Annotated in this window: 18 protein-coding genes; 9 read left to right on the forward strand and 9 right to left on the reverse strand. The window is 67.2% G+C overall.

The annotated features are described in order from the left end of the window. Positions 1-453: 453 nt before the first annotated feature. Positions 454-801: a hypothetical protein gene (locus A3ES_RS54240; RefSeq protein WP_157630725.1), complete on the reverse strand. Its 348-nt coding sequence runs from the start codon at positions 799-801 to the stop codon at positions 454-456. Further along, on the reverse strand, positions 798-8,321 hold the full coding sequence (locus tag A3ES_RS51485; RefSeq protein WP_237745043.1) for an RHS repeat-associated core domain-containing protein: 7,524 nt from the start codon (positions 8,319-8,321) through the stop codon (positions 798-800). The genes A3ES_RS54240 and A3ES_RS51485 overlap by 4 nt, the downstream gene beginning before the upstream one ends. Positions 8,322-9,004: 683 nt before the next feature. Here A3ES_RS51485 and A3ES_RS0124275 point away from each other — a divergent pair. Next, entirely contained in the window at positions 9,005-9,979 is a 975-nt protein-coding gene (locus tag A3ES_RS0124275; RefSeq protein WP_020389442.1) for an ABC transporter substrate-binding protein, read from the forward strand. Positions 9,980-10,142: 163 nt separating this feature from the next. Further along, complete coding sequence (locus A3ES_RS0124285; protein ID WP_020389444.1) at positions 10,143-10,796, forward strand: hypothetical protein; 654 nt, start codon at positions 10,143-10,145, stop codon at positions 10,794-10,796. Here A3ES_RS0124285 and A3ES_RS51490 read toward each other — a convergent pair. The 5 genes from A3ES_RS51490 to folP all read right to left on the reverse strand — a co-directional run bounded on the left by A3ES_RS51490 (position 10,780) and on the right by folP (position 14,136). Beyond that, positions 10,780-11,574 carry a peptidoglycan-binding protein gene (locus A3ES_RS51490; RefSeq protein ID WP_020389445.1) on the reverse strand — a complete coding sequence of 265 codons (795 nt, stop codon included), beginning with the start codon at positions 11,572-11,574 and terminating at the stop codon, positions 10,780-10,782. The genes A3ES_RS0124285 and A3ES_RS51490 overlap by 17 nt on opposite strands. Further along, complete coding sequence (locus tag A3ES_RS54245; RefSeq protein WP_020389446.1) at positions 11,571-11,711, reverse strand: hypothetical protein; 141 nt, start codon at positions 11,709-11,711, stop codon at positions 11,571-11,573. Before A3ES_RS54245 ends, A3ES_RS51490 begins: the two co-directional genes overlap by 4 nt. Before the next feature lie 93 nt (positions 11,712-11,804). After that, entirely contained in the window at positions 11,805-12,497 is a 693-nt protein-coding gene (locus tag A3ES_RS0124300) for a class III extradiol dioxygenase subunit B-like domain-containing protein (protein WP_020389447.1), read from the reverse strand. Beyond that, the gene (locus A3ES_RS0124305) at positions 12,497-13,264 is read right to left on the reverse strand and encodes a pyrimidine reductase family protein (protein WP_020389448.1); all 768 of its coding nucleotides are present in this window, start codon (positions 13,262-13,264) and stop codon (positions 12,497-12,499) included. Before A3ES_RS0124305 ends, A3ES_RS0124300 begins: the two co-directional genes overlap by 1 nt. Then, a complete protein-coding gene (gene folP / locus A3ES_RS0124310) occupies positions 13,261-14,136 on the reverse strand; it encodes a dihydropteroate synthase (RefSeq protein ID WP_020389449.1) in 876 nt (291 codons plus the stop codon). Before folP ends, A3ES_RS0124305 begins: the two co-directional genes overlap by 4 nt. Positions 14,137-14,349: 213 nt before the next feature. Between folP and A3ES_RS0124315 the strand changes: the two genes are divergently transcribed. The 3 genes from A3ES_RS0124315 to A3ES_RS0124325 are packed head-to-tail and all read left to right on the forward strand — an operon-like array spanning position 14,350 to position 17,377. Further along, positions 14,350-15,669: an L-fuconate dehydratase gene (locus tag A3ES_RS0124315; RefSeq protein ID WP_020389450.1), complete on the forward strand. Its 1,320-nt coding sequence runs from the start codon at positions 14,350-14,352 to the stop codon at positions 15,667-15,669. Next, the gene (locus A3ES_RS0124320) at positions 15,666-16,418 is read left to right on the forward strand and encodes an SDR family NAD(P)-dependent oxidoreductase (protein ID WP_020389451.1); all 753 of its coding nucleotides are present in this window, start codon (positions 15,666-15,668) and stop codon (positions 16,416-16,418) included. Before A3ES_RS0124315 ends, A3ES_RS0124320 begins: the two co-directional genes overlap by 4 nt. Beyond that, positions 16,415-17,377: an aldo/keto reductase gene (locus tag A3ES_RS0124325; RefSeq protein WP_020389452.1), complete on the forward strand. Its 963-nt coding sequence runs from the start codon at positions 16,415-16,417 to the stop codon at positions 17,375-17,377. Before A3ES_RS0124320 ends, A3ES_RS0124325 begins: the two co-directional genes overlap by 4 nt. Positions 17,378-17,510: 133 nt before the next feature. On the opposite strand, the gene A3ES_RS0124330 is transcribed toward A3ES_RS0124325, so the two are convergent. Both A3ES_RS0124330 and A3ES_RS0124335 read right to left on the reverse strand, forming a co-directional pair. Continuing rightward, complete coding sequence (locus A3ES_RS0124330) at positions 17,511-19,091, reverse strand: ABC-F family ATP-binding cassette domain-containing protein (RefSeq protein ID WP_020389453.1); 1,581 nt, start codon at positions 19,089-19,091, stop codon at positions 17,511-17,513. 396 nt (positions 19,092-19,487) lie between these two features. Beyond that, the gene (locus A3ES_RS0124335) at positions 19,488-20,159 is read right to left on the reverse strand and encodes a FadR/GntR family transcriptional regulator (RefSeq protein WP_020389454.1); all 672 of its coding nucleotides are present in this window, start codon (positions 20,157-20,159) and stop codon (positions 19,488-19,490) included. Between the two features lie 74 nt (positions 20,160-20,233). On the opposite strand from A3ES_RS0124335, the gene A3ES_RS0124340 reads away from it, so the two are divergent. From A3ES_RS0124340 to A3ES_RS0124355, 4 genes are all read left to right on the forward strand, one after another. Next, a complete protein-coding gene (locus A3ES_RS0124340; RefSeq protein WP_157630727.1) occupies positions 20,234-20,638 on the forward strand; it encodes a DUF3052 domain-containing protein in 405 nt (134 codons plus the stop codon). Positions 20,639-21,051: 413 nt separating this feature from the next. Further along, the gene (locus tag A3ES_RS0124345) at positions 21,052-24,903 is read left to right on the forward strand and encodes a multifunctional oxoglutarate decarboxylase/oxoglutarate dehydrogenase thiamine pyrophosphate-binding subunit/dihydrolipoyllysine-residue succinyltransferase subunit (protein WP_020389456.1); all 3,852 of its coding nucleotides are present in this window, start codon (positions 21,052-21,054) and stop codon (positions 24,901-24,903) included. Position 24,904: 1 nt separating this feature from the next. Next, positions 24,905-25,081: a DUF6104 family protein gene (locus A3ES_RS55105; protein WP_020389457.1), complete on the forward strand. Its 177-nt coding sequence runs from the start codon at positions 24,905-24,907 to the stop codon at positions 25,079-25,081. A 4-nt stretch (positions 25,082-25,085) separates the two neighbouring features. Next, a complete protein-coding gene (locus A3ES_RS0124355; protein WP_020389458.1) occupies positions 25,086-25,808 on the forward strand; it encodes an AAA family ATPase in 723 nt (240 codons plus the stop codon). Positions 25,809-25,996: the final 188 nt, after the last annotated feature.

Below are 25,996 nucleotides of genomic sequence, written 5' to 3' on the forward strand. Positions count from 1 at the left end.
AGCCAGCGCGCTACCTGGTGGGCGGTTTCCGCGGGGACGTCGAGACTGGCACGATAGGTGATCACGTGGGGTCCTGGTTCAGGTCGGGCTTCTTTGGCGAGAACCGACTTACAGCGTCAGGACCCCACGCCAATCACACGACACACCCTGTTCACCACACCGTTGCTCTAGACAACGACATGGCTCAGCCGGCCAGCCCCCGGTGAGAAAACCTCACTGAAGGTCCCGTTCATCGTCACAGCATGAGTTGCGGTCATCACGGCCAATTCACCAAATAGACGGAAGGTGCCTTGATACGTTCCCAGCAAAGCATCCCGGTCGCTCCCAGCCTCGCGAGACCTGATCATCGAAATCGCATTCGCAGCTTAATGAAGAATCAAAGGATGCCGACTGAGCCCAAAGACCAGCTATGCGACTGGAACCATCACGCCGAGCACCATATGCCGTCTTCCGTCAACCGGAATGGATGAGCCGTACCGCGACCTGCACGCGGTCACGATCAGGCTCCTCGCCGAAGCAACGAGCCAAGCCTTCCCTGACCAACTCCTCAATCTCCTCCCGCGACAGACGACTCAGGTCGCCGTTCACGCGATCAGCGATCACAAGCATCTCCCTGACGACATCCCCATACTCGTCAGGATTGTCCGGGTCCACCACAGCGAGGGGATCCGCCTTCTCAAGACTTCTAGTCAGAAGTGAATATGCGACTGGAAATCGACGCTGCATCAATTTTCGAGCAAACAGGATCTCGGCTCTGCTCTCAACCATCCAGAAAGGTTCCCGGTGGGTCATATCACTCATTTCGCATTCAGGATTGTCTTCAGTACAGCGTTGCCATTGGGCTTGATCTGGTACGTCGCGTACGTGTTCCGGACGAACGGCACCAACACCCGGTCCTCACTTGTATCAGGGATTGTCCCCTTCGGGAAGCCATTGGTTTCAATGGAGCGACCGAGTGCCTTCAGTGCGTCGCGCGCCTGGTCTGGGCGCTGGTACCCCGCACGCTCGATCGCCCGCTTCACAGCATGCGGCATGTTCGTATTGACCACCTTCGTCGGGACATCCCCCACACCGGGAAGATCTATCCCGCCACCGGGAAGCCGGATCCCTCCGCGCTCGTCATTCTTGGCCCGTTGATAGGTGGACTTGGCGGTGCCGACTACCTTGTTCGCGGCGGCTTTGCCCTTGCCCGTCGGCTGCTCGGTCGGTGGGCACTTGTACTGGCCACGGAGCTTCGCTGGCAGGTGGGGCTTGATATTGGTTGCGATCCATTTACCGATCCCGGTGTTCTGGAGCGCCTTGCCGCCGGCCTTTCCAAGCCCGCCGAGGGCGAGGGTGGTGCCGGCGCCCCAGGCGAAGTCTTTGCCGGCGTCGCTCCAGCTGTAGTCGTCGCCCCAGATGAGGGAGTTCAGGTAGCCGCCGCCGGCGTTGCCGAGGCCGGCGCAGGCAGACATTGCTGCCAGACCGCCACCGGCGCACAGGCCGGCGGCCCCTCCCGAGAGTCCACCCTGGATCGCGCCCTTGCCGGCGCCTTCCCAGGTTGCGCCCCAGTCGCCGCCGCTGTCCTTGTAGGCGCTGACGCCACCGGAAATTCCCCCGATGATGGCGCCGCCCACGGCTCCGACGGCGCCGCAGACCCAGCAGGCTCCGGAGGGGTCCGTGAAGTTGAGGGGGTTGTTGTAGCCGTAGGAGTAGGTTTGGATGTAGCCGTCGCGCGGCGAGGCTGCGACTGGGTCAGGGCCGGTGAAGCGGCCTTGGGTTGCGTCGTAGTCGCGGAGGCGGACGTCGTAGAGGTTTGTTTTGGTGTCTTGGTACTGGTTGTGGAAGCGCAGGGGGTTGGCCGTCATGGCACCGGTGGGCGCCGTGACCGGGGTGCCGAAGGGGTCCCAGGTGGCCGTGCCGGTGAGGGTGGTGCCGGTACTGGTGGTGTCGGTGATGGAGCCCTGGTAGTCGCCGAGGAGCCAGGTTGGGGCGGTGCCGACGGTGTCGATGAATGCGCCGCCGAGGCCACTGACAGGGTCGTTGGCCCATTGGTGAGTGGTCGCCCCGGCGCCATTGGCTTCTGCGATGCGGATGGGGAGGGATCCGGCGGTGTCCCAGGTCCACTTGGATTGCAGTACGCCGTCGGCGGTGGAGGTTAGGCGGTTGCCGGCTTCGTCGTAGGTGTAGTCGAGGACTGTGCCGGTGGTGGTGGTCGCCTGGGCGAGGTTGCCGTCGAGGCGGTAGGTGAAGGACTCCGTGCCGGCCGGCGAGCCGCGGTTCTTGATGTAGCCGTTGGCGTCGTAGGTGCTGGTGGTGACGCTGGTGCCGGTGGTCTCGGTCTGGATGCGGTCGTCGGCGTCGACGACTGTTGTGGTGACCAGGTCGGCCTGGCCTGGGGTGACCTTGGTGGTTGTCTCGCGGTTGCCGCTGGCGTCGTAGGTGTACTTCGAACCGGGCGCGCCATCACAGGTGACGGTTACTGACGACGGCGTACAGAAGCTCGTCAGCTGTCCAGCGGTGTCATAGCCGTAGAGGCTGCGTTTGACCGTGGTTCCGCGAGTCGTGTCGATGGTCGTGGGTCGGCCTGCGGTGTCGTAGGCGACGGTTTGGGACATTAGGGCGGTGCCTGAGCGGCCGTGTTCGATCTTGGTTAGTTGGCCGGCGTCGTCGTAGGTGCGGTCGGTGACCAGGCCGCCCGCGTCGGTCTTCTTCAGTTGGCCGGCGCTGTCGTAGCTGTAGGTCGTCGCGATCGGCGAGGCGATCGATCCGCCGCTGAGAGTCGAACCGGCGATCAGACCGTCAGTGTCATAGGTGAAGGCCTGCGATCGGCCGTCCGGATAGGTTCGCTTCGAGAGCCGGCCCTGCGCGTCGTGTCCGTATGAGAAGGCGGTGGGCCCGCGGGTGAGGCCGGTGAGTCGTCCGGCCTTGTCATAGCTGTATGCCGTTGACGCCGCGCCCGCCGTCACGGTGCGAGGGCGTCCGGCGGCGTCGTACGTCGAGAGCACATCTGGGGTGCTGTCGGAGTAGTCGACCTTGGTCGTGCGGCCGAGGTTGTCGTAGGTGTAGTTCACCGACCCGGCTGGCAGCGTCGTGGAGGCGACCGCGCCCGACAGCGTGTACGACATCCGGGTCTCGCGTCCGGTCGGTGTGAGGTTGGTGGCGAGGCGACCGGCAGCGTCATACGTGTTGACGTAGGCGCCGTTCCGAGGCGTTGTCGTCTTGGTCAGGTTGCCGGTGTTGTCGTAGTCATAGGCGGTTACGGCGCCGGTGGGTGTCTTGACCGACTTCAGCCGGCCCAGCGAGTCATAGGTGTAGTCGACCTTGCCGCCGGCCGGATCGGTGACCGATGAGACTTGTCCGGCCGGGTCGTAGGCGGTGAGGACGGCACGCCCTAACGGATCGATCTTCTTGGTCTGCCAGCCGTTGGCGTCGTACTCGTAGCTGGTGATCTTGCCCAGCGGATCCGTGGTCGAGACGACCTGACCGTCACCGTCGTATGCCGTGACGGTCGCGCGGCCTGACTGGCTCTGCACCCGGGTTTGCTGGCCGGCCTTGTCGAAGGTGAAGGTGGTTGTGATGCCGGCTTTCGTGGTCGTCACGACCCGGCCGAGCTTGTCGTAGGTCTGGGATGCCTTGATCCCAGTCGGATCGGTCGTCTCCAGGACCTGACCCAGTACGTCGTACGTCGTGCTGGTCGAGGTCATGTCCGGATTGGTGACCTTGACCGGCCGGCCTTGGTCGTCGTACGTCGTTACGGTGGCGAGCTTCTTCGCAAGATTCGAAGGGTCCGACACGAGCGTGTGCGTCAATTGGCCGTCGGCGTCATAGGTGAACCGAGCCGTGTACTTCTCCCGAGTCGCCGCATCAGCGCCCTCGACGTTGCCTTCAGGCCCTGTCGTGGAGGCCAACGAGCCGGTGACTGGGTCGTACGTGTTGGTCGTCTTCGCCCCACCAGGAGCAGTGGTGCTGACGAGTCGCCCAGCGGTGTCGTACTCGCTGCTGGTAACCCGCTCTTCGGCGTCGGTGGTCTTCGTGACCTGGCCGGAGGCGTTGTACTCGTACTTCGTGATGCCCCCGCCCGGATCCGTCACCGTGAGCAGGTTGCCCAGCGCGTCATACGTGTTCGTCGTCACCCGGTCGAGCTGGTCGGTATGGGTGAGGATGTTGCCGAAGGCGTCGTACGTCCAGTGCTCTGTGTTCTGCTCGATGACCCCAGGGGTCGCGCCCGCGACGTTGCCGAGCGGGTTGGTCTGCGACACCCGTCGGTGCTTGGCGTCGAAGGTCGACGTCAGCACCGCGCCTTCGGGACTGACCACCTTGATCGGGTCGCCCTTGGCGTTGTAGGTGAAGGTGGTCACCTTGCCGAGCTGATCGGTGCTAGTGGCAACTTGCCCGAGCGCCGTGTAGGTCTGCGATGTGGTCGACAAGTCCGTGAACGTTGTCTTCAGCAACTGACCGTTCGCGTCGTACTCGTACGTCGTTTCGTTGCCAACAGCATCCTTGTATGACGTGACGCGGTTGCCGGCGTCGTAGGTCCACTGCTCGAAGGCGCCGGCCGCGTCGGTCGTCCCAGTGGGCAGGTACTGCTTCAAAAGGTTGCCGCGGGCGTCGTACTCGCTGCGCGTCAGCTCCTGTCCGGGACTCGTGGACGCCGTGACGTGGTTGTTCGACCCGTAGTACAGGTCCTCCGAGCGTCCATCGCCGCCAACGTGGGAGACCAGGACGTTGCCCTGATAGATGTCCTGCGTCTTCACACCGGCCGGGTCGGTGATCGTCGCGGTCTCGGTCGCAGCATCCCAGCTGAAGGTCCAAGTGCCACCGGCCTCGTCGATCTGGGAGATCGCACGCTTGGTCGCCGGGTCGTACGTCGTCCGCGCACTGACCGCACCGCTCGGATCGGTGATTCCGTTCAGCAAACCAAGATTCACGTCATACGTGTAAGTCGTGGTCTTACCGTCGATGCCCTTGACCGAGGTCAGCTGCCCGGCGGTATATCCGTACTCCGCGACGTCACCCGTGGACGCCGTGATCTTGCTGATCAGCGCGCCGTTCCAGGTGATGGTGAACGTCTGCGTGAGGTCGTCCGTGACGGTTGCGAGCTTCCCGTCGGAGTACGCGAGTGAGACCCCACGCCCCTGCGGATCACGGTCCGAAACAAGCTGCCCGGCCGCGTTGAACGTCATCGTGTCGCCGGCGATGTTGGTCAGCACCCACCCGCCACCCGACTTGTCGGTGAGCGTCGCGGTGACCCCTGGATCAGGCGACACATACGCCGTCCCGGATTTCGTGTACTTCGTGACGCCGCCGGTCCCGTTGCGGATGTCGATCGAGTTGTCCGCGTTCTTGGTGAGCGCAACGTCGTACCCGAAGGTCCAGCCCTTGCCGAATGAGCCGACATGATCGTCCAGGCTGTTATAAGTCCTGGTCGAAGTCAGCGAGCGCCCTGGCCCGGCAACGGCCAGATCGGTGAAGTACTCCGTCAGCGAGCCGGTGGCAGTGTTGACCGGGTCGGCCGCAAGCCGCGTATTGACCATGCCGCGGCCGTCCCAGCACGAGCAGCCCCAGGTACGACGAAGCGGTTGCGGATTCGGCCCGCCGTACCCGCTTTGCGAGATGCTCTTCAGGAAGATCGAGCGCGTCCCGTCGCTCTTGGATGCATCAACACCGTTGCCACCGGTGTAGTCGCGCTCCTCCATGTGCGCCCAGTCGCTGATCGCCGTACCGTCCGCGGTCAGGTGCTTGAACTCACCGCCATCCGATCCGAACCGGTAGAGCTTCGAGCGGTCGGAGTACAGCTGGTAGTCGGTGAACTGTTGCGTCTCGTCGCCGAGTTGCTTGCGCAGGTGGTTGTTGTGGAAGACGTTGTTCTCTCCCGATGAGCCGGACCACTTGACGGCCTTCTTGCCGGCCGCCCACCAGATCGGGTACCAGTCCGAGTCGTCAGGATCAGAGCCGCCTTCGCCGCCACAGTTGGTCTGGCAGTTGGCCGACTTGTGCTCGTAGGGGACGGTGACCTCGTTCAGCTCGAAGAGGTTGTTCCGCTCGAAACCGCCGTGCAGGTTGAGATCGGAGTCGAAGCTGTTGGCGATCGCGACGTTGCCGCTGGACGACCATTGGAAGGTGAAGTGGCGCAGGTCGCGAGTGGTGTTGCCGGCGTACACGGAGTCCCAGACGCGTGACCCGCGGAAGTAGCCGTTACCGCCCTTGCCCTTGTTCCACGAGCCTTCGAGTTTGTTGTCGATCACCGAGATGTTGGCCGCTGCCTCAGTGACGATCGGGTGCGACCCGGTCATTTCCGAGTGCACGTTGCGGATCCAGGAGTTGTTGACCCACTTGAGCACGATGCCGTGCATGGCCGCAGCCGGGTCCATGTTGCCGTAGTTGTGCTTGGCCGACTCCTTGTCCAGACCGGGCATCACCTGGGTGAAGGCGAGGTCCTCGATCCCGACGCCGGTGACCAGGTCGACGATCGGCGACACCTTGGACGGGAAGACCGTGCCGTTGAGCGGGTCCGATCCGTCCGAGGTGGAGTTGACCGGCAGGTCGTACTCGAGCGGCTTGTCCAGCGTGATGGTCGCGGCCAGCGGGTCGCCCGACGCCACCATGAACATCTGCTGGCGCATGTGCAGGTTCTCCAGCGGGAACTCCGTCGGCGTCGCCTGCATGCTGTCGTAGAACTTCTGGGAGTTGGCGGCCATCACGTTGACCATGCCGCCGACCTTGAGGTTGTCGAACGACGAACCCGGGGCAAGCTGGATGACCTTGTCGCCCTTGCGTGCGCTGTAGTTCGAGTCGCCCGCCTTGCCGGCCAGCAGCAGGCCGTTGGTCCAGTGCACGTTGACCGTGCCCTCGAACAGGTCCTTGCGGTTGGGCGCCGCGGCGGCAAACTGCTCGGCGTACTTCGGAGCGACCGCACGCGACTGGACCCGGATCATGCCGCGGCCCGGCCAGATCCAGCCGCCGCCCGCCTCGCCCGACGTCATCGCGTCGAGATCCCAGCGGGTTCCGTCCTTGGTGATCTTGTCGTAGCGGGTGTTGGCGTCAGGAGCGAAGACGAGCTGTGTACCGCCGGTACCGGACCCTGCGCCCCGAAGCAGCATGTAGTCGGCGTCGAGGTGCAGTTCCTTGCTCAGGTTGATCTTGCCGGCGGGCAGCATCACCTTCGCCATCGAGTCGACCCGGCTGGTCGGCGAGCATTCCGTGCGGATGTGGTCGATGACCGACTGCAGGGCGGCGGTGTCGTCCTGGTTGTCGTTCGGGATGACGTCGTACGTCGACTGGACGGTTGCCGCTGTCAGGTTGCAGGCGGCGTCGCTGCGGTAGTTGGACGGTGCCGGGAGCGGAGTACCGCCACCGAATCCGGCCTTGCTCCAGTCGTAGACGCCGGCGATCGGCGTACGCCGGTTGTCAGACGTCGCCCAAAGATTCTTGATCGCCGGGCCGGGCTCCTCGTTGACAGGCGGGGCGACGCGGAACTCCGGCATCGTGCCGACCGTGAAGACCGCCGTGACGTCCTTGGTCGCACCAGTGCTGGTGTTGACCACCCAGCGTGCCTTCAGCTTGTGCTGACCATTGGCCGTCGTCACGGTGAACTGGTGCGGCGGCGCGGTGCTCTTGCCGATGTAGCTGTCGTCCAGCAGCCACGTGATGTCGCCAGTCACGCCGACCGGGTTCGACAACACAGCAGTGAAGGGCGAGGTGACATTGCCCGCATGCAACGGCGTACCGGCTGAGGACAGGAACGGTCCATCCTGGACGGTCGCTGTCGCGATGAGCTGCTTGGCCTGCTGAGTGGCCGGATCGATCCAGGTCGCCTTGATCTGGTGCGATCCAGCGCTCGTGGTGATGTTCGCCTGGAACGGCGACGATGTGTCCTTGATCACCTGGACGCCGTCGAGGAAGAACGTCACGCCACCGGAGATCGAGGTCGGTACGCCAGCCAGCTCTGCGCGGAACGGCGAGTTGACGGTGGCGCCTTGCAGCGGCTCGCTGCCGGACATGAGCGTCGGCTCGGCGGGCGCAGTACCGACCGTGAAATTGGCGAACGTCTCCGCCGTCGCACCCGTGGTGGTGTCGATGACCCAGCGCGCCTTCAACTTGTGCGGGCCGGCCGTGTAGGTCTTGGAGAACGAGTGCGGCGGCGTCGGCGTCTTGGCCGCGAACTTGTCGTCCACCAGCCACGTCACCTCACCGGTCGCAGCCGGTGCGTCGGTGAGATCGGCCTTGAACGTCGTCGGCTGGGTCGAGCCCGCCAACGCGACACCACCCACGGTGAGTGTCGGCGTACCGGCAGCAGACGCCGCCGGTGGAACCTTGACCAGCCCAGCTGCCAGAACCACTACCGCCAACAAGCCCACCAGCAAACGGGCAGGCAGGAACACACGCGATCGACCGAACACAGAGATCCCCCTCAGAGACAAACCCTCAAGCTGCACCCCCGAGGTGCACCACCCCGTGTAGCCGATGGCGCACTCAACGTCCACGACCCCGCGCTCCTTGTCAAGGCAAAATCCGCTCCGCGAGGCAGATTGCAGGAACCTGCAATTCCCCTGGTGAACAAGGCACGTCAAGGAGGTGACCTAACCGTTGCCCCCTTGACCTCCACTCCGCACGTGGCTTACTGCTCGGGGCGGCAAGTTCGTCCGAGGCGCACGAGGCTCCCCCCCACCCCACCCCCACCACCAGGTGATCATTCGCCCCCTTTTCACCCCCCGGGAGTGCTGAGCCCCGAGGGGCCTTCCCGGACCTCCAGGCCATCAAAGGCAGCGATCCCCAGGGCCGGCTGTGCGGGAACCAGGCCATGGTGGGCGCCCATTGATGGCCTGGGAGTCCGGGCAGCCCCGGCCGCGGGGGTGGTGATCACGCGGCCAAGCCCTGGGTAAGGGTGAAAAGGCGGCGAATGATCACCTGGTGGTGGTGGGACAGCCGGGGCTCCCGGTGGCGCACCGGACCGCGGGGTTAGGGGAGCCTTAGTAGTGACGTAAGGTCTGCGGGACTGCTCGTGATGGATTAGGAGAGACTTGTGCGGCGTTCCTGGGTTGGTTCGTTGGTGGTTGTGGCGGCTTTGGTGCTGGCCGGCTGTGGGGGCGGGACCGAGGACGCGGGGTCCGCCGGCGACGGGGCGAGCGACGGGTTCCCGCGGACGATCGAGCATGCGATGGGCAAGACCGAGGTGAAGACGAAGCCGAAGCGGGTGGTTGCGCTCGACACCAGCTTCGTGGATGCCACCTTGGCGCTGGACACGCCGGTCGTCGGGTACACCGACTACCGGACCATCAGCGGCAAGCTGCCCGACTACCTCGGCGACGACCGGACGACGTTCGGGAGTGAGGCGCAGAGCGTCGGCACGCTGGCCGAGCCAAATCTGGAGAAGATCGCGGCGCTGAAGCCCGATCTGATCGTCTCAGCGAAGGTGCGGCACGAGAAGCTGTACGAGCAGCTCAGCAAGATCGCGCCGACGATCATGTCGCAGACGACCGGGCCGACCTGGAAGGACAACCTCCGGCTCGAGGCGAAGGCACTGGGGCAGGAAGCCCTGGCGGACAAGGAGATCTCGGCGTACGAGGCGGCTGCCAAGACCGTCGGTACGGCGATCAACACGAAGGCCGAGAACCCGAAGATCTCGATCGTCCGGTTCATCGACGGCCCGACCCGGCTGTACCAGAACGCGAGCTACTCCGGCATCGTACTGAAGGACGCCGGGCTGGCCCGGCCGAAGTCGCAGGACGTGAACGGGTTCGCGCTGGAGATCAGCGCCGAGCGGATCAAGGACGCCGACGGCGACGCGATCTTCGTCTCCACCTTCAACGACGACAAGGGCGTGAGCAAGAAGACCGCCGGCCAGTTCAAGGCGAACCCGCTCTGGAAGCCGCTGGAACCGCGCGTGCACGAGGTCGACGACCTGACCTGGATGACTGCCGTCGGCCTGCAGGGCGCCTGGGTAATCCTCGACGACCTCGCCAAGACCTTCGGCGTCCCGGCCCCGGTCAAGAGCTAGCCGGTACTCCGCCCGCCGCCGCCCGTACTCCGGACCGCCGCCGACCCGCGCGTGGTCGGCCGGCGGCGGTCGCTGGTCGGCGCGGTGGTTGCCGGCGCGGTGGCTCTGGCGCGGGTGGTTGCCGGCGCGGTGGTTGTCGGCGGCGGTGGGTAAGGTCGGTGGCATGGCGGTGCTGGAGCGGTGGCATGTGGGGCCGTGGACCACTCACGGGACCTTGCCGGGCGAGCCCTTCGAGCCGGGCCAGAAACGGACACCGGACGAGCTGAATTTCGATGTGGTCGGATTGGCGCGGATCCTCGGCCGCCGACTGTCGGGCAGGGAGGAACTCCAGGTCCGGCTCTGGCAGAACGAGCTCAGGCCCACCCACACGAGGATGTGCGGCGTCCACACCCTGAAGGATCCCGCCAACGCCAAGCTCCTCGCGGAGACGGCGCAGGAAGCCCTTGCCTGGCTGAAAGAACGCGTCCCCGACGGGTACGAGTTCATACTGACCGATGCCGTCTACCTCAGGCCGCTCACAGATCTGGATGCCGGAGTCGTCACCGTCGACGCCGTGCTCCAGATCGCGACTGAGCGCGGCGACGCGTTGCCGGCCGACAGACTGGCCGCCTCACACGTACACCAGTCGTCGACCGGCGAGTGGTTCGCCGGAGACGCGATCTGCAACTGGTCCGGCCCCTACCGCACCGCCGAGGAAGCAGCCGACGCGATCCGCGCCGCACGCGTCGAACTGACCAGCCAGCTCACCGAAGCAGGTCACGGCGACCTAGCAGCCACCGCGACCCGCTGGCCCGAAGTACTTACGCTACGACCTTGAAGCCGTGCTGCAGGCCGAGCTTCTTCAGCGACTCCATCCCCGGGACGCCGTCCGCATCAGCACCGGAGAAGCCCAGCTTGCGCTGCCACTGCGCGTAGGCCTTGATCGTCACCGTGCCGTACGAGCCGTCCTTGGCAAAGGTCGACGACAGCAGCCCTTCGGCCATCAGCGCGGCCTCCACGATCCGGACCGCAGCTGGGTGCGAGATCGCACCATCAGGTCCCGGCGGGTCCTTGCGGGCAGCGGCGACGACGGCCGCCAGCGACACCACGGGCATCGCCATCACCCGGCCGGGTCTCGGGGCGGGCGCCGCCTTGTAGTCCGGACGGCCGAAACCGCGGATCATCGTGGCGCCACCGGCCCAGCGCCGGCTGTGCCGGAACACTCCTACGCCCTGCCTGCCGCCGTCCAAATTGGTGTTGCCTTCGATGGTTTTGACGAAGTCGCCCACGACCCTTTCGACGAAGAACACGTGCGCGATCCGGCCCAGCTCCTTGTCGAAGAGGAAGCCGACATCGCCGGCCCGCGGGCTGTTGTGCAACCTGCCGGCGTTCTTGAAGCCGTTCTGCATCGACGGGGTGAACGCGCTGTTCGTCCCCGGCACCAGCGGCACCTTGTTGACCTTCCAGCCGGCGACCAGGAACGTGGCACACCAGGCAAGGCCGTCCGTGTGCCCCGCCTTGGCGGCGTACGGGTTCTTGTTGGACCCGAGCGGCTTCTCCATCGTCCGTACCTGCGCCGCGGCCCAGGTGAGCAGCTCCCGCACCGTGCCGCTCATGAGTCGGACTCCAGCGTCGCACCATCCACCAGGTCTTCGTCGTACTGCGGCAGCCTGGTCTGCACGACCTGGTCCTGCGCGCCGTCCTCCGGTAGCGGGTAGTTCCCCGTCTCCACCGGAGTTTCCTTGTCAGCCATCTCGCTTCCCCCTCGGTTCCGCAGGCTGGTCCGATTCGGACCGGCCCTCACCAACAGAGTCCGCAGGAGGCTTCAGACAGGCTTCAGAAAGCCTTAAAGCGTCCAGCTGGCAACGAAATAGCCGACACCGTACGGCGCTGCGTGGTACGCGAGATGTCCCCGCAACCCAGCGGTAGCGGTGGCGCCGGCGAGCACCTGCCAAGGCGCTCGCCCGGCTGCGTGTAGTTCCGTGGCGATGTCCGGGTCCAGGGCAGCAAGAGTGTCGGTGTCCGCCAGATCCAGGGCAGCGGCGACAGTACTGTCGAAGAGCTCAGCGCGTGGGTGCAGATGCACCGGTGAGTGCTCGCTGCGCCGGGGCGACCCGTCACCCATCACCAGCAACGCCACCCGGTCGTTGCCGTGAGCAATCTCTTGGCCGAGTGCGAGGCAGGCAGCCGGCGTTTCGTCAACGGCTACGGTGATCGAGACGCGCGGGAGCCCGGCCGCTTTGCTCTGCTCGACGAGCCATGCGCCGACCGTGAGCGACAACGGCAGCACGAAGTCGCCGGAGCCCACGCGGACGTCGCGCGCGCCGTACGGGCCGAAGCTGCCACCCGCCGAGGCGTCGTACCGGGTGCCGGTGACAGGACCTGAGCCGACGATCACCAACGCGTCGGCCTCGGCCAACCGGTCGATCGCAGCGAGGCAGGCGGCCCGGAGATCGTCGAGCTCGGCCGCGGCACCGCCCGCGACCTCGGGGACGAGGAGTGGCGGATGCGGGCAGACCGCGGCGGCGACAACCGGCATCAGGCAACCCGCACGGAATGCAGGGCTACGCCGTCGGGGGCGGCCCGGAGGTAGCGCAGGAAGAGGTCGCCGTCGTCGGCGAGCAGCACCGACCGCAGCTCGAACCGTCGAGCGATGGTCGACGGCAGCCCGGCGGTGATCCGACCGGCGCCAGGGCCGGCCAGCAGCGGCGCTAGGGACAAGTCCATCTCGTCGACCAGATCAGCCTCGGTCAGCGCGCCGAGCAGATGCGGCCCGCCTTCCGACAGGATCTGCGGCAGCCCTCGCTCAGCCAGCGCGGCGATCGCCTTGGCGAGATCGACCTCGGCCTCACCACAGCTCAGTACGTCGGCAACCTCGCCGAGGGCCTCGCGGCGGTCGGGCGGCGCGGCGTCATGGGTGATCACCAGCGGCCGCACCGGCGCGTTGGCGAATACCGGGTTGACCGGGTTCAGGTCGAGCCGAGCCGACACGATCGCCAGCGTTGGGTTCTCCGGCAAGCCGCGAGCCTGCCGCCATTCCCGCCGCGCCGCGCCGACCTTCAGCGGGTTGTACCCCTCGGCGCGAACGGTCCCGGCGCCGACCAGGACGACGTCGGACAGCATCCGCAGCTTGCCGAAGATCTCCTGATCCGCCTTGCTGGACAGGGATTTCGACTGGCCGTCGATCTCCACGGCACCGTCGATGCTGGTGACGAAGTTGCTGCGCAGATGCGCCTTCGACCGGTCCTCGACCTGATAGGCCTCGATCACCTCGGCGTCGGTGAGCTGGGACAGCTGACGGATCACGCCAGGCTCCTCCTGGTTCCAGCCGGCAGGGCGACGCCCCGCAGTACGGCGATCAGGTCGAGTGCCTGCCGGGCGGCCGGCACGTCATGGACCCGGAACACGCGAGCACCGAGCCAGGCGGAAACGCTCAGCGCGGCGATGGTCCCGGTACCACGCTGACCCGGTGGGAGGTCGAGTGTCTCCCCGATGAAGTCCTTGTTGGAGACGGCGACCAGGACGGGCCAGCCGGTCGCGGCCAGCTCGTCGAGGCGCCGGGTCAGTTCGAGCGATTGCAGCGTGTTCTTGCCGAAGTCGTGGGTCGGGTCGATCACGATCGCGTCGCGGCTGACGCCCTCCGCGACCGCACGCTCGGCAAGGCCTGTGGTTGTCCGGATCACGTCCGCCACGACATCGTCGTACGCCATCCGGTGCGGGTCGGTCCGTGGGGTGAGGCCGCCGACATGGCTGCAGACGAGTCCGGCGCCGACCTCGGCGGCCGCGGCGGGCATCTGCGGGTCGGAACCGGCCCAGGTGTCGTTGATGAGGTTCGCCCCGGCCGCACCGACCCGGCGCGCGACGCCGCTGCGGTAGGTGTCGACGCTGATCACGAGGTCGGGGTGCCGGTCGCGGATGCCGGCCACGAAGTCCACCGTGCGACGAAGCTCCTCCTCCTCGCTGACGGGTTCGCCGTACCCGGCCTTGACGCCGCCGATGTCGACCAGATCCGCACCGTCGGCGACGGCCCGGTCGATCGCCTCGTACGCCGCGTCGGTGGCGTAGGTCGCGCCCCGATCGAAGAAGGAGTCGGGGGTCCGGTTGACGATCGCCATCACCGCGAACTCCCCCGGAGCAAACGCCCGCCGCCCCAGCCGCAGTACCCCGTCATCCGCCACGCCCCGACTCTATCCACCATCGACCCGCGTCTGTGTCCCGACCGACAGGACATAGTCGGCTCAGCGACGGCTGCCGGGAGTAGCCCAGGCGGGCGGCGGCCTATACGTAGACGTCTATGTCCTGTCGGTCGGGACACAGACCGTGCGCGATGAGCCACATATCCTATAGGATCTACGCGACAGATCGGATCACTGCCAGAAACGGGTCTCCGCATGCCGCGCTTCTCCGAGGTCGAGACGTACGACGTCCGCTTCCCCACGTCGCTGGACCTGGACGGCTCCGACGCGATGAACGCCGACCCGGACTACTCCGCGGCGTACCTGATCCTGCGCACCGACGCCGGTGACGGGCTCGAGGGGCATGGGTTCGCCTTCACCATCGGCCGGGGCAACGACGTCCAGACGGCCGCGATCGAGGCGCTGCGCGACCACGTGGTCGGGCTCGACGTGGACGCGACGCTGAACGACCTCGGCGGGTTCTGGAAGTCGCTCGTGCACGACTCGCAACTGCGCTGGCTCGGCCCGGAGAAGGGCGTCATGCACATGGCGATCGGCGCCGTCGTGAACGCCGTCTGGGACCTGGCCGCCAAGCGCGCCGGCGTACCGCTGTGGAAGCTGTTGTCCGATCTCTCCCCGGAGCAGATCGTCGACCTGGTCGACTTCCGGTACCTCACCGACGCGCTCACCCGCGACGAGGCGCTGGAGATCCTGTACGCCGCTCAACCGGGCCGGGCTGAGCGCGAAAAGCTGCTGCGCGAGCAGGGCTACCCGGCGTACACGACGACGCCTGGCTGGCTCGGGTACGACGACGCCAAGCTGGTCCGGCTGTGCCACGAGGCCGTCGCCGAGGGGTTCACCCAGATCAAGCTCAAGGTCGGCGCGAACCTCGACGACGACATCCGCCGGATGCGGCTCGCGCGCGAGGCGGTCGGCCCGGACATCCGGATCGCGATCGACGCGAACCAGCGCTGGGACGTCGCCGACGCGATCGCCTGGATCGAGGCGCTGAAACCGTTCGACGTTTGGTGGGTCGAGGAGCCGACGAGTCCCGACGACATCCTCGGGCACGCGGCGATCGCGCGCGCCGTCGCGCCCGTCCGGCTCGCGACCGGCGAGCACGTGCAGAACCGGGTGGTCTTCAAGCAGATGCTGCAGGCCGGGTCGCTGTCGTTCCTGCAGATCGACTCGGCCCGCGTGGCCGGGGTGAACGAGAACATCGCGATCTTGTTGCTGGCGGCGAAGTTCGGCGTACCGGTGTGTCCGCATGCCGGTGGGGTAGGACTGTGTGAGCTGGTGCAGCACCTGTCGATGTTCGATCTGGTCGCGGTCAGCGGCAGCACGGAGAACCGGGTGATCGAGTTCGTCGACCACCTGCACGAGCACTTCCTGGACCCGGTGGTGATCGAGAACGGCCACTACGTGGCACCGACAAGGCCCGGTTTCAGTGCTGAGATGGACGGCGAAACGCTGTGCGACTACCGGTACCCGGCTGGCAAGATCTGGACGGACCTGACGAAGGAGAGCGAGAAGTGACGGATTTCGCCGGCCTGAAGGCCGTGGTGACCGGAGGAGCCTCAGGGATCGGACTGGCCGCGGCCTCTTTGCTCGCGGCCCGTGGCGCCCAGGTGGTCGTCTTCGACCTGAAGCCGGAAGTCCCCGCGCCGCTGACCGGGATCACCGCGGACGTGAGCGACGACAGCTCCGTCCGGGACGCGGTGTCGGCGGCGGCGTTGCAGCTCGGCGGCATCGACATCCTGATCAACAACGCGGGCATCGGCGCGCAGGGCACGGTCGCGGGCAACGACGATGAGGAGTGGCACCGCGTCCTCGACGTGAACGTCGTCGGGATCGCCCGGGTCAGCCGCGCCACACTGCCTTACCTGCGACGCTCCTCGGCCGCCGCGATCGTCAACACCTGCTCGATCGCCGCGACGGCGGGGCTGCCTAACCGTGCGTTGTACAGCGCGAGCAAGGGCGCAGTACTGGCTCTGACGATGGCGATGGCTGCTGATCACGTACGCGAAGGCATCCGGGTCAACTGCGTCAACCCCGGTACTGCGGACACGCCGTGGGTCGGGCGACTCCTCGACGTCGCGACCGACCCCGCAGCCGAACGCGCCGCGCTGGAAGCCCGGCAGCCGATGGGCCGGCTGGTCTCGGCGGATGAGGTCGCTGCCGCGATCGCCTATCTCGCCAGCCCGTTGGCCGGCTCGACAACCGGTACTGCGTTGGCCGTCGACGGCGGCATGCAGAATCTGCGGCTCCCGGCGGCTCGGTCATGAAGCTCTTCGGCTCTTCCAGGATCGGTCTGGGTGGAGCTCCGTTGGCCGGGCTCTTCTCGCCTGTCGCCGATGCCGATGCCGTCGCGACCGTCCAGGCTGCTTGGGACGAGGGCTGGCGGTACTTCGATACTGCGCCGCACTACGGTCTTGGGCTTGCGGAGGAGCGTCTTGGCGCTGGGCTGGCGGGGAAGCCGCGGTCGGAGTACGTGCTGTCCTCGAAGGTCGGGCGGGTCATCTACGAGGCGGACAGTCCGGAGCCTGATGGCGAAGGGTTCGCGGTGATGTCGAATCGCCGCCGGAGATGGGATTTCAGCCGCGACGGCGTACTGCAGAGCATCGAGGACTCGCTGCGGCGGCTCGACGTCGACCGGCTGGATGTGGTCTTCGTCCACGACCCCGACGATCACTACGAAGAGGCTGTGGCGACGGCGTTCCCGACGTTGATCGAGCTGCGCGACCAGGGCGTGATCGGCGCGATCGGCTCCGGCATGAACCAGACGGCGATGCTCACCCGCTTCGTCCGCGAGGTCGACATCGACGCCATCATGCTGGCCGGCCGCTACACGTTGCTCGACCCAGACGGCCTCGACGACGTACTGCCCGCCTGCTTGGAGAACAACGTCCAGGTGGTGGCCGTCGGCGTCTTCAACTCAGGCCTGCTCTCCCAGCCCCGCCCGGCCGCCGACGCCACCTTCAACTACGCCCCCGCGCCCCCCGCCCTGATCGAAAAAACCAGCAACCTAGCGGACCTCTGCGAGTCCCACGGCGTAACCCTCCCCGCGGTCGCCCTCAAATTCCCCCTCTTCCACCCCGCCGTAGCCGGCATCGCGGTGGGCTGCCGAACCCCCTCCGAAGTCCACACCAACGCAGCCCTAGCCCGCACCGAAGTACCAGCCCCCCTCTGGCCAGCCCTAAAATCCGCCGGCCTACTCCGCGAGGACGCCCCCACCCCCGGCTAGCCCAGACCTTGCGGACCGCCACCACTCACAAACTTCGAAAGCTCCGCCGCCCTGATACCCGCCCAGGCGTGGGGAGGGGCGCTCACCCCGGCCCGCCGCGCCTTTGTGAGTGGCGGCGGTCCGCAAGCTCGGCTTAGAGCGGGTCGATTTCGGTTAGGTCGTTGTGGTCCAGGTGGAGCCAGCGGGTGATGCCGATTTCTCGGAGGAAGGGGAGGTCGTGGCTGGCGATGACCAGGGCTCCGTTGTAGGAGGCGAGGGCGTCCTGGAGTTGGGCGACGCTGGCCAGGTCGAGGTTGTTGGTGGGTTCGTCGAGCATCAGGAGTTGTGGGGGTGGCTCGGCCAGGAGCAGGGCGGCGAGGGTGGCGCGGAAGCGTTCTCCGCCGGAGAGGGTGCTGACTGGTTGGTCGGCGGCTCGGCCGCGGAAGAGGAAGCGGGCCAGGCGGGCTCGGCGGTCCTGGTTTTCCGCGCTGGGGGCGAGGAGGGCCAGGTTTTCCACCACCGACAAGGACTCCTGCAGCAGATCGAGCCGTTGGGGTAGGAGCCGCCACGGGACCAGCGGCAGTTCGTCCGCGGTGAGGGCGTGCAGCAGCGTGCTCTTACCGGCGCCGTTCGGGCCGGTCAGGGCGATCCGCTCGGGGCCCCGGATCTCCAGGTCGGCGTGCAGCCCGGTACGCAGGACATAGTCCTCCAGTCGCATCACGACGCGGCCCGCCGGGACCGTGGTCTTCGGCAGGTCGACGCGGATCTTGTCGTCGTCGTGGACCTTCTCCTCCGCGTCGGCCAGCGCCTCCTGCGCCGCGTCGAGGCGATCGCTGTGCATGCCGAGATGCTTGCCGGCCGACACCTGCGCCGACCGTTTCAATCCACCGGCGACGATCTTCGGGATGCCGCCCTGTTCGAAGGCACGCTGGCCGGCCGCGCGCCGGCGGTCCATTTTCATCCGCGCTTCGACCAGTTCGCGTTTCTGCTTCTTCAGGTCGGATTCGGCCGACCGGACCATCCGCTCGGCCGCTTCCTGCTCGAGCGCGACGGCTTCCTCGTACGCCGTGAGGTTGCCGCCGTACCAGGTCAGCTCGCCCTTGCGCAGGTCGCCGATCTGGTCGACCCGGTCGAGCAGCTCGCGATCGTGGCTGACGATCAGCAGCGCGCCCCGGAAGGCGTCGACCGCGTCGTACAGGTGTTTGCGGGCGCGCAGGTCGAGGTTGTTGGTCGGTTCGTCGAGCAGCAGGACGTCGGGGCGTTTGAGCAGTTCAGCGGCCAGGCCGAGCAGGATGGTCTCGCCGCCGGACAGTTCGCCGACGCTGCGGTCGAGGCCGATCGAGCCGAGGCCGAGTTTGCCGAGGGTGGCCTCGGCGCGCTCCTCCACGTCCCAGCCGTCGCCGACGATCGCGAAGTTCGCCTCGGACGCGTCACCGGCCTCGATCGCGCTGATCGCGGCGCGGATCCCCGCGATGCCGAGCGCCTGGTCGACGCGCAGCGTGGTGTCGAGGGTGAGGTCCTGCGGCAGGTAGCCGAGTTCGCCGCTGACCCGGATCGACCCGCGTTGCGGGGTGAGTCGTCCGGCGATCAGCCGCAGCAGGGTGGACTTGCCGGCGCCGTTGCGGCCGACCAGCCCGGACCGCACGGGTCCGGCCACGAACGTCAGCCCGTCGAACAGCACGTCACCGTCGGGCCAGGCGAAAAAGAGGTCGGTACAGGTCAGGGAATAGCTCATGGGGTCACTCCGAGATCTCGAACGAGACCGCCCACCGATCGGTGGCGATCAACCGCTACTGAAGAGAGATCTCAGTTCGACAACCCGAACCCCTGACGCCGGCAATGTGACGACGTCAAGGTTAGGCGCTCCCGGCCACAGCTTCAACCAGATATTTCCACCAGTTGCCCCAGGCAACAGCTGGCGCGGTACTACGTACGCGGGGGTGGGGCCCGGAGCTCCATCCCATCAATGGCGCTCGGGAGGCCGGCGCCTGAGCGCGGGGAGTCCGGTCTGCCTGCCCCTCTGATGGGCTGGAGCTCCGCCGCCCGGACGAATGGGCCGGGGGATTGGGGGTCCGGCTGCGTGCGGCGTTTCCAGGTGCGGAGGCGGCGGGGNGGGGGACGTGGGGTGGGGTCAGCGGGCCTTGCGGAGCCAGGTTTCTACGCCGGCTATGTGGGCTGTCATCCAGGCGCGGGCGGCTTCCGAGTCGGCTTGTTCGATGGCGTCGAGGATGGCGGTGTGTTCGGCCAGGGTGCGCTCGACTGCTCCTGCTTCGGTGACGCCGCGCCAGATCCGGGCTCGCTGGGTGGCGCCGGAGATGCCGTCCAGGAGGGAGCAGACGACCGCGTTCCCGCTCGCCTCGGCGATGCCGCGGTGGAAGCGGAGGTCGTTGGCGACCAGCTCGTCGATCGGGGAATCCGCGGTCAGCTCGCTGGTGAGCAGCCGGAGGCCGGCGAGTTGTTCGCGAGAGATCCGGACCGCCGCGAGCGCCGCGACGCCGGGCTCCAGCAACCGGCGTACCTCGAAGAACTGGAGCACCGAGTCGTCCTGGTGCAGATCGACCATGAAGCTCAAGGCGTCGAGCAGGTGCGCGGAGTCGAGCGAGGTCACGTAGGTGCCGTCGCCGTGCCGTACGTCGAGCACGTTGACCAGGGTGAGCGCTTTCACGGCTTCCCGCAGGGAGTTGCGCGACAACCCCAGCCGCGCGGCGAGGTCCGCCTCCTTGGGCAGCCGGTCACCCGGCCCCAACTCCCCCGAGGTGATCATGTCCTTGATCTTGACGATCGCCTCATCCGTCAACGCCATCTGGTCAGTATGCCGCCCGGCCCGCCCTTTGACGCCAGTTGGCTTGAGCAGCGCTGGAGCGGATGATCAGCGGCATGACCATCGGGTACTCCGGAAAGCCGCTTGCCGCGAAGCTGGGGATCAAGCCGGAGCACACCGTCGTGCTCGACAACGCCCCGGCCGGCTTCGTAATCGACGGGCTGCCCGACGGCACCCGGGTGATCGGCCGGGCCGGGCGGGCGCAGTACGACGTGGTGGTTGCCTTCTGCCCGGATCGCGCCCGGCTGGCCGCGAGGTTGCCAGTCCTGCTGCGGCGGACCGCCACCGCTGGGATGATCTGGATCGCCTGGCCGAAGCGGGCGTCCGGCGTACCGACCGATCTGGACGAGAACGGGATTCGCGAGCTCGCCCTGCCGCTCGGGGTGGTGGACGTGAAGGTGTGTGCCATCGATGCCACCTGGTCCGGGCTCAAACTGGTCCGCCGCCTGGCCAATCGGTGAGAACTGGACTGATCCAGTGAGTGACGTTGGCCACATTTCTGCCCACCACTGTCCATCACCACCCGCGAGCGAGCACTTGCATACAGTGGCCAGCCCAGCCTGCCGAGCACCCACTGACAGACCGGGAAGCCCGCTGGAAACCCACCTCTGCAACGAGTCCAGCAGTTCCCCCAGCGTCAGTCCAGTTCCGCGCGACCGGTGCCGGCCGGCCGATCCCTGGAACACCAGCCACGACAGTGTTTCAGCCCTCGATCGGTCAACTGACGGGGCGCGAACCACTCGATCGACTGGTCCGGTGATCCCGGGCTGCGGAACAGTTGCGGCAGCTATTAGCCTTGGCTCGGGAAGTGCCCCATAACTCCCGCAGTCATAACCCGTGGTATCTGACCCGATCGGAAGAGGCGAACTGCCCAGTGGCCACCGAGCCATCAGAAACTAATCCCCTTGCAGCCTTCGGTGCGAACGAATGGCTGGTCGACGAGATGTACGAGAGCTATCTCTCCGATCCCAAGTCGGTCGACCCGGCCTGGTTGACCTACTTCGAGAGCGACGAGTTCAAGGGGCACGCCCCGGGTGACGCGAAGCCTGCCAAGCAGGCCGACGCTCCCCGTCCCGACGCGGTGTCAGACAACAAGACCCCGGAGGCCCCGAGCCGCGGTACTGCGCCCGCCGCTCCGTCCTCCAGCCGGCCCGCAGCCGCGGCCGCCGCAGCCGCGCCCTCCCCGGCAGCGCCGGCTGCAGCAGCCGCAGTGACCCCGGCCCAGCCGGCAGCCGCCAAGCAGCCCCAGACAGCAGCATCCCCTCAGAAGGCAGCCCCCGCCGCAAGCGGCGCCCCGACCGGAGGCACGGTGAACCAGCCGCCCAGCGCGCAAGCCAAGCCCGCTCCCGCGACCAGCACGGACGCGGAGCGGAGGATCCTGCGCGGCGCACCCGCGCGGACCGCGCAGAACATGGAGACCAGCCTCGGGGTCCCGACCGCGACCAGCGTGCGGCAGGTGCCGGTCAAGCTGCTGATCGACAACCGGATCGTCATCAACAACCACCTGCGCCGCGCGCGCGGTGGCAAGATCTCCTTCACCCACCTGGTCGGCTGGGCCCTGGTGAGGGCGCTCAAGACGCTGCCCGAGATGAACGCGTCGTACGACGAGACCGAGGGCAAGCCGACCCTGGTCCAGCCCGAGCACATCAACCTCGGCCTGGCGATCGACATGCAGAAGCCCGACGGCACCCGGCAACTGCTGGTCCCGTCGATCAAGGCGACCGAGTCGATGACGTTCGCCGAGTTCTGGATGGCCTACGAGGACGTCGTCCGGCGGGCCCGGGACAACAAGCTCGCGCTGCCCGACTTCCAGGGCACCACGATCAGCCTGACCAACCCCGGCACGATCGGCACCCAGCACTCGGTACCGCGGCTGATGTCCGGCCAGGGCTGCATCGTCGGCGTCGGCGCGATGGACTACCCGACGGAGTACCAGGGCGCGGCCGAGGAGACGATGGCCAAGCTCGCGGTCAGCAAGGTGATGACGCTGACCTCGACGTACGACCACCGGATCATCCAGGGCGCCCAGTCGGGTGAATTCCTGCGCCGGCTGCACCGGCTGCTGCTCGGCGAGGACGGTTTCTACGACGAGATCTTCCAGTCGCTGCGGATCCCGTACGAGCCGATCCGCTGGGCCGCCGACCTCCCGCACAGCCACGAGGAGGACATCAGCAAGCAGGCCCGCATCCTCGAGCTGATCCACGCCTACCGGGTGCGCGGCCACATCATGGCCGACACGGACCCGCTGGAGTACAAGCAGCGCAGCCACCCCGACCTGGACGTCGCCACCCACGGGCTGACCCTGTGGGACCTGGACCGCGAGTTCGCCACCGGCTCCTTCGGGGCGCAGAGCGACCGCCGGTTCCTGAAGCTGCGCGACATCCTCGGCATCCTGCGCGACTCGTACTGCCGTACCACCGGTATCGAGTACATGCACATCCAGGACCCCGAGCAGCGCAAGTGGATCCAGGAGCGGATCGAGCGGCCGCACACCAAGCCGCCGCGCGAGGAGCAGCTGCGGATCCTGGCCAAGCTGAACGAGGCCGAGGCGTTCGAGACCTTCCTGCAGACCAAGTACGTCGGCCAGAAGCGGTTCTCGCTGGAAGGCGGCGAGACCACCATCCCGCTGCTCGACGAGCTGTGCGAGGAGGCCGCCGGCGCCGGGCTGGACGAGGTCACCATCGGGATGGCGCACCGCGGCCGGCTGAACGTGCTGGCCAACATCGTCGGCAAGTCGTACGGGCAGATCTTCCGCGAGTTCGACGGCAACATCGACCCGCGCACGGTCCAGGGCTCCGGCGACGTGAAGTACCACCTGGGCGCCGAGGGCGAGTTCGTCTCGGAGTTCGGCGACAAGATCAAGGTGTCGGTCGCGGCGAACCCGTCCCACCTGGAGACCGTCGACCCGGTGCTGGAGGGCATCGTCCGGGCCAAGCAGGACATCCTCGACCAGGGCGCGACCTTCCCGGTCCTGCCGGTGCTCGTCCACGGTGACGCGGCCTTCGCAGGCCAGGGTGTCGTGGCCGAGACGCTGAACCTGTCCCAGCTGCGCGGCTACCGCACCGGCGGCACGATCCACGTGATCGTCAACAACCAGGTCGGCTTCACCACCTCGCCGGCCTCGTCGCGTTCGTCGATGTACTGCACCGACGTCGCGCGGATGGTCCAGGCGCCGATCTTCCACGTGAACGGCGACGACCCCGAGGCCTGCATCCGGGTCGCGGACCTGGCCTTCGAGTACCGCCAGGCGTTCAACAAGGACGTCGTCATCGACCTGGTCTGCTACCGCCGCCGCGGTCACAACGAAGGCGACGACCCGAGCTTCACCCAGCCGCTGATGTACGACCTGATCGAGCAGAAGCGGTCCGTCCGCAAGCTCTACACCGAGGCCCTGATCGGCCGTGGCGACATCACGGTCGAAGAGGCCGAGCAGGCGATGCGCGACTTCCAGCAGCGGCTGGAGCGGGTATTCACCGAAGTACGGGAGGCGAAGAGCCAGCCGGACACGCCGGCGCCGTACGTGACCGTCCCGGTCTACCCCGACAAGCCGGAGGGTCCGGACGCGACCGCGACCACCCCCGAGGTGCTGAAGAAGATCGCCGACGCGTACACGACGCTGCCGGAGGGCTTCACCGCGCACCCGAAGGTGATGCCGCAGCTGCAGCGCCGGGCCGGCGCGATCACGCAGGGCCCGGTCGACTGGGCCAGCGCGGAGATCACCGCCTTCGGTTCGCTGCTGCTGGCTGGGCGGCCAGTCCGGCTCGCGGGGCAGGACAGCAGGCGCGGCACGTTCGTCCAGCGGTTCGCCGCGGTCATCGACCGGGTCAACGGCCAGGACTACGTCCCGCTGCAGAACCTGGAGGAGGGACAGGCGAACTTCTACGTCTATGACTCGCTGCTCAGCGAGTACGCCGCGCTCGGCTTCGAGTACGGGTACTCCGTGGCGCGGCCGGACGCGCTGGTGCTCTGGGAGGCGCAGTTCGGCGACTTCGTCAACGGCGCCCAGACCATCATCGACGAGTACATCTCGGCCGGTGAGGCGAAGTGGGGCCAGAAGTCCGGTGTCGTGCTGCTGCTGCCGCACGGGTACGAGGGCCAGGGCCCGGACCACTCGTCGGCCCGGATCGAGCGGTTCATGGCGTTGTGCGCCGAGAACGCGATGACGGTGGCCCAGCCGTCCACGCCGGCGTCGTACTTCCACCTGCTGCGGCGGCACACGCTGCAGGAGGAGCACAACCCGCTGATCGTCTTCACGCCGAAGCAACTGCTCCGGTTGAAGACCGCGGTGTCGCAGCCGGAGGAGCTGACCAGCGGTACGTTCCGCCCGGTGCTGAACGACCCGGAGGCCGAGCAGAACCCGGCGACCGTGGAGCGGCTCATCCTCACCTCGGGCCGGATCAGCTACGACCTGCTGGCCGAGCGCAAGAAGGCCGAGCCGGACAAGATCAGTACGGCGATCCTGCGGGTCGAGCAGCTCTACCCGCTGGCGTCGGAGGAGATCAAGGCCGAGTTGGCGAAGTACCCGAATCTGCAGGAGATCCGCTGGGTGCAGGACGAGCCGGCGAACCAGGGCCCGTGGCCGTTCATGGCGCTGAACCTGACCGAGCACCTGGGCGGCAAGCCGTTCTACCGGGTCTCCCGGCCGGCCATGTCCGCGCCGTCGGTCGGCTCGATGGGCGTGCACACCGGCGAGAACGCGACGCTGATGAAGCAGGCTTTCAGCTGACGTGTACTTCACCGACAGAGGGATCGAGGAGCTCGAGGGCCGGCGGGGCGAGGAAGAAGTCCCGTTGGCCTGGGTCGCGGAACGGCTGCGCGAGTTCGTCGACCTGAACCCCGACTTCGAAACCCCGATCGAACGCTTCGCCACCTGGCTGGCCAGGCTGGACGACGAGGACGACTAGCCCCATGCCCTTCGCCGATCACCCGGTACGCCGGGTTGCCGCGGCGGAGGGCATCAGCGTTTCCCAGACCTGGCCGCACACCATCCCGGCCGTGCGGCAACTGCTGACCGACGGTATGGACCTGGGCCCCGGCGTCACCTTCCTGGTCGGCGAGAACGGCGCGGGCAAGTCCACCCTGGTCGAGGCGATCGCGATTGCCTTCGGCATGTCACCCGAGGGCGGCTCGACGGGTGCACGGCTGACCACTCGCGAGACGGAGTCGTCACTGGCCACCCAGATCCGGCTCACCCGCGGCGTCGGCGCCGCCCGCTGGGGCTTCTTCCTTCGCGCGGAGACCATGCACGGCTACTACACCTATCTCGAGCAGAACCCGGGCCCACGCAGCGACCCGAACTTCCACGAACTGAGCCACGGCGAAGGCTTCCTGGAAGTGCTCCGCAGCCGGTTCGACAGCCCCGGCCTCTATTGCCTCGACGAACCCGAGTCCGCCTTGTCGTTCTCCTCCAGCCTCGCCCTGGTCGGCGTGCTGAACGAACTCGCCGTCGGCGGCGCCCAGGTCATCTGCGCGACCCACTCCCCCGTGGTCTGCTCACTCCCCGGCGCCGCGATCCTCGAGGTCGGCGACTGGGGCATCCGCTCAACCACCTGGGCAGAGCTCGAGCTCGTCCAGAACTGGCGCGCCTACCTGGAAGCTCCCGAGCGCTACCTACGCCACGTACTCGACTGAGGCACACGCTGACTGGCGGGTTGTGGGACCGATGCGGGTTGCAGGGCCTGTTGCGGATTGGCTCGGCAGCGACCGGTTGACTGTCCCGACCGACAGGACATAGTCGGCCACTCGGCCGGGCGCTACGCTCACGCAGGCGCCGGCCGGCCGCAGTACAGGCACTATGTCCTGTCGGTCGGGACACTGCA

It is taken from the genome of Kribbella catacumbae DSM 19601 (assembly GCF_000372465.1).
In the GTDB taxonomy this organism is placed as follows: domain Bacteria; phylum Actinomycetota; class Actinomycetes; order Propionibacteriales; family Kribbellaceae; genus Kribbella; species Kribbella catacumbae.

What these genes read in the sequence shown, in the direction of transcription:
- A3ES_RS54240 (WP_157630725.1), bottom strand. Translation starts at nt 801, where the DNA reads ATGAGTGATATGACCCACCGGGAACCTTTCTGGATGGTTGAGAGCAGA.
- A3ES_RS0124285 (WP_020389444.1), top strand. Translation starts at nt 10,143, where the DNA reads ATGGCGGTGCTGGAGCGGTGGCATGTGGGGCCGTGGACCACTCACGGG.
- A3ES_RS51490 (WP_020389445.1), bottom strand. Translation starts at nt 11,574, where the DNA reads ATGAGCGGCACGGTGCGGGAGCTGCTCACCTGGGCCGCGGCGCAGGTA.
- A3ES_RS54245 (WP_020389446.1), bottom strand. Translation starts at nt 11,711, where the DNA reads ATGGCTGACAAGGAAACTCCGGTGGAGACGGGGAACTACCCGCTACCG.
- A3ES_RS0124300 (WP_020389447.1), bottom strand. Translation starts at nt 12,497, where the DNA reads ATGCCGGTTGTCGCCGCCGCGGTCTGCCCGCATCCGCCACTCCTCGTC.
- A3ES_RS0124315 (WP_020389450.1), top strand. Translation starts at nt 14,350, where the DNA reads ATGCCGCGCTTCTCCGAGGTCGAGACGTACGACGTCCGCTTCCCCACG.
- A3ES_RS0124325 (WP_020389452.1), top strand. Translation starts at nt 16,415, where the DNA reads ATGAAGCTCTTCGGCTCTTCCAGGATCGGTCTGGGTGGAGCTCCGTTG.
- A3ES_RS0124330 (WP_020389453.1), bottom strand. Translation starts at nt 19,091, where the DNA reads ATGAGCTATTCCCTGACCTGTACCGACCTCTTTTTCGCCTGGCCCGAC.
- A3ES_RS0124335 (WP_020389454.1), bottom strand. Translation starts at nt 20,159, where the DNA reads ATGGCGTTGACGGATGAGGCGATCGTCAAGATCAAGGACATGATCACC.
- A3ES_RS0124340 (WP_157630727.1), top strand. Translation starts at nt 20,234, where the DNA reads ATGACCATCGGGTACTCCGGAAAGCCGCTTGCCGCGAAGCTGGGGATC.
- A3ES_RS0124355 (WP_020389458.1), top strand. Translation starts at nt 25,086, where the DNA reads ATGCCCTTCGCCGATCACCCGGTACGCCGGGTTGCCGCGGCGGAGGGC.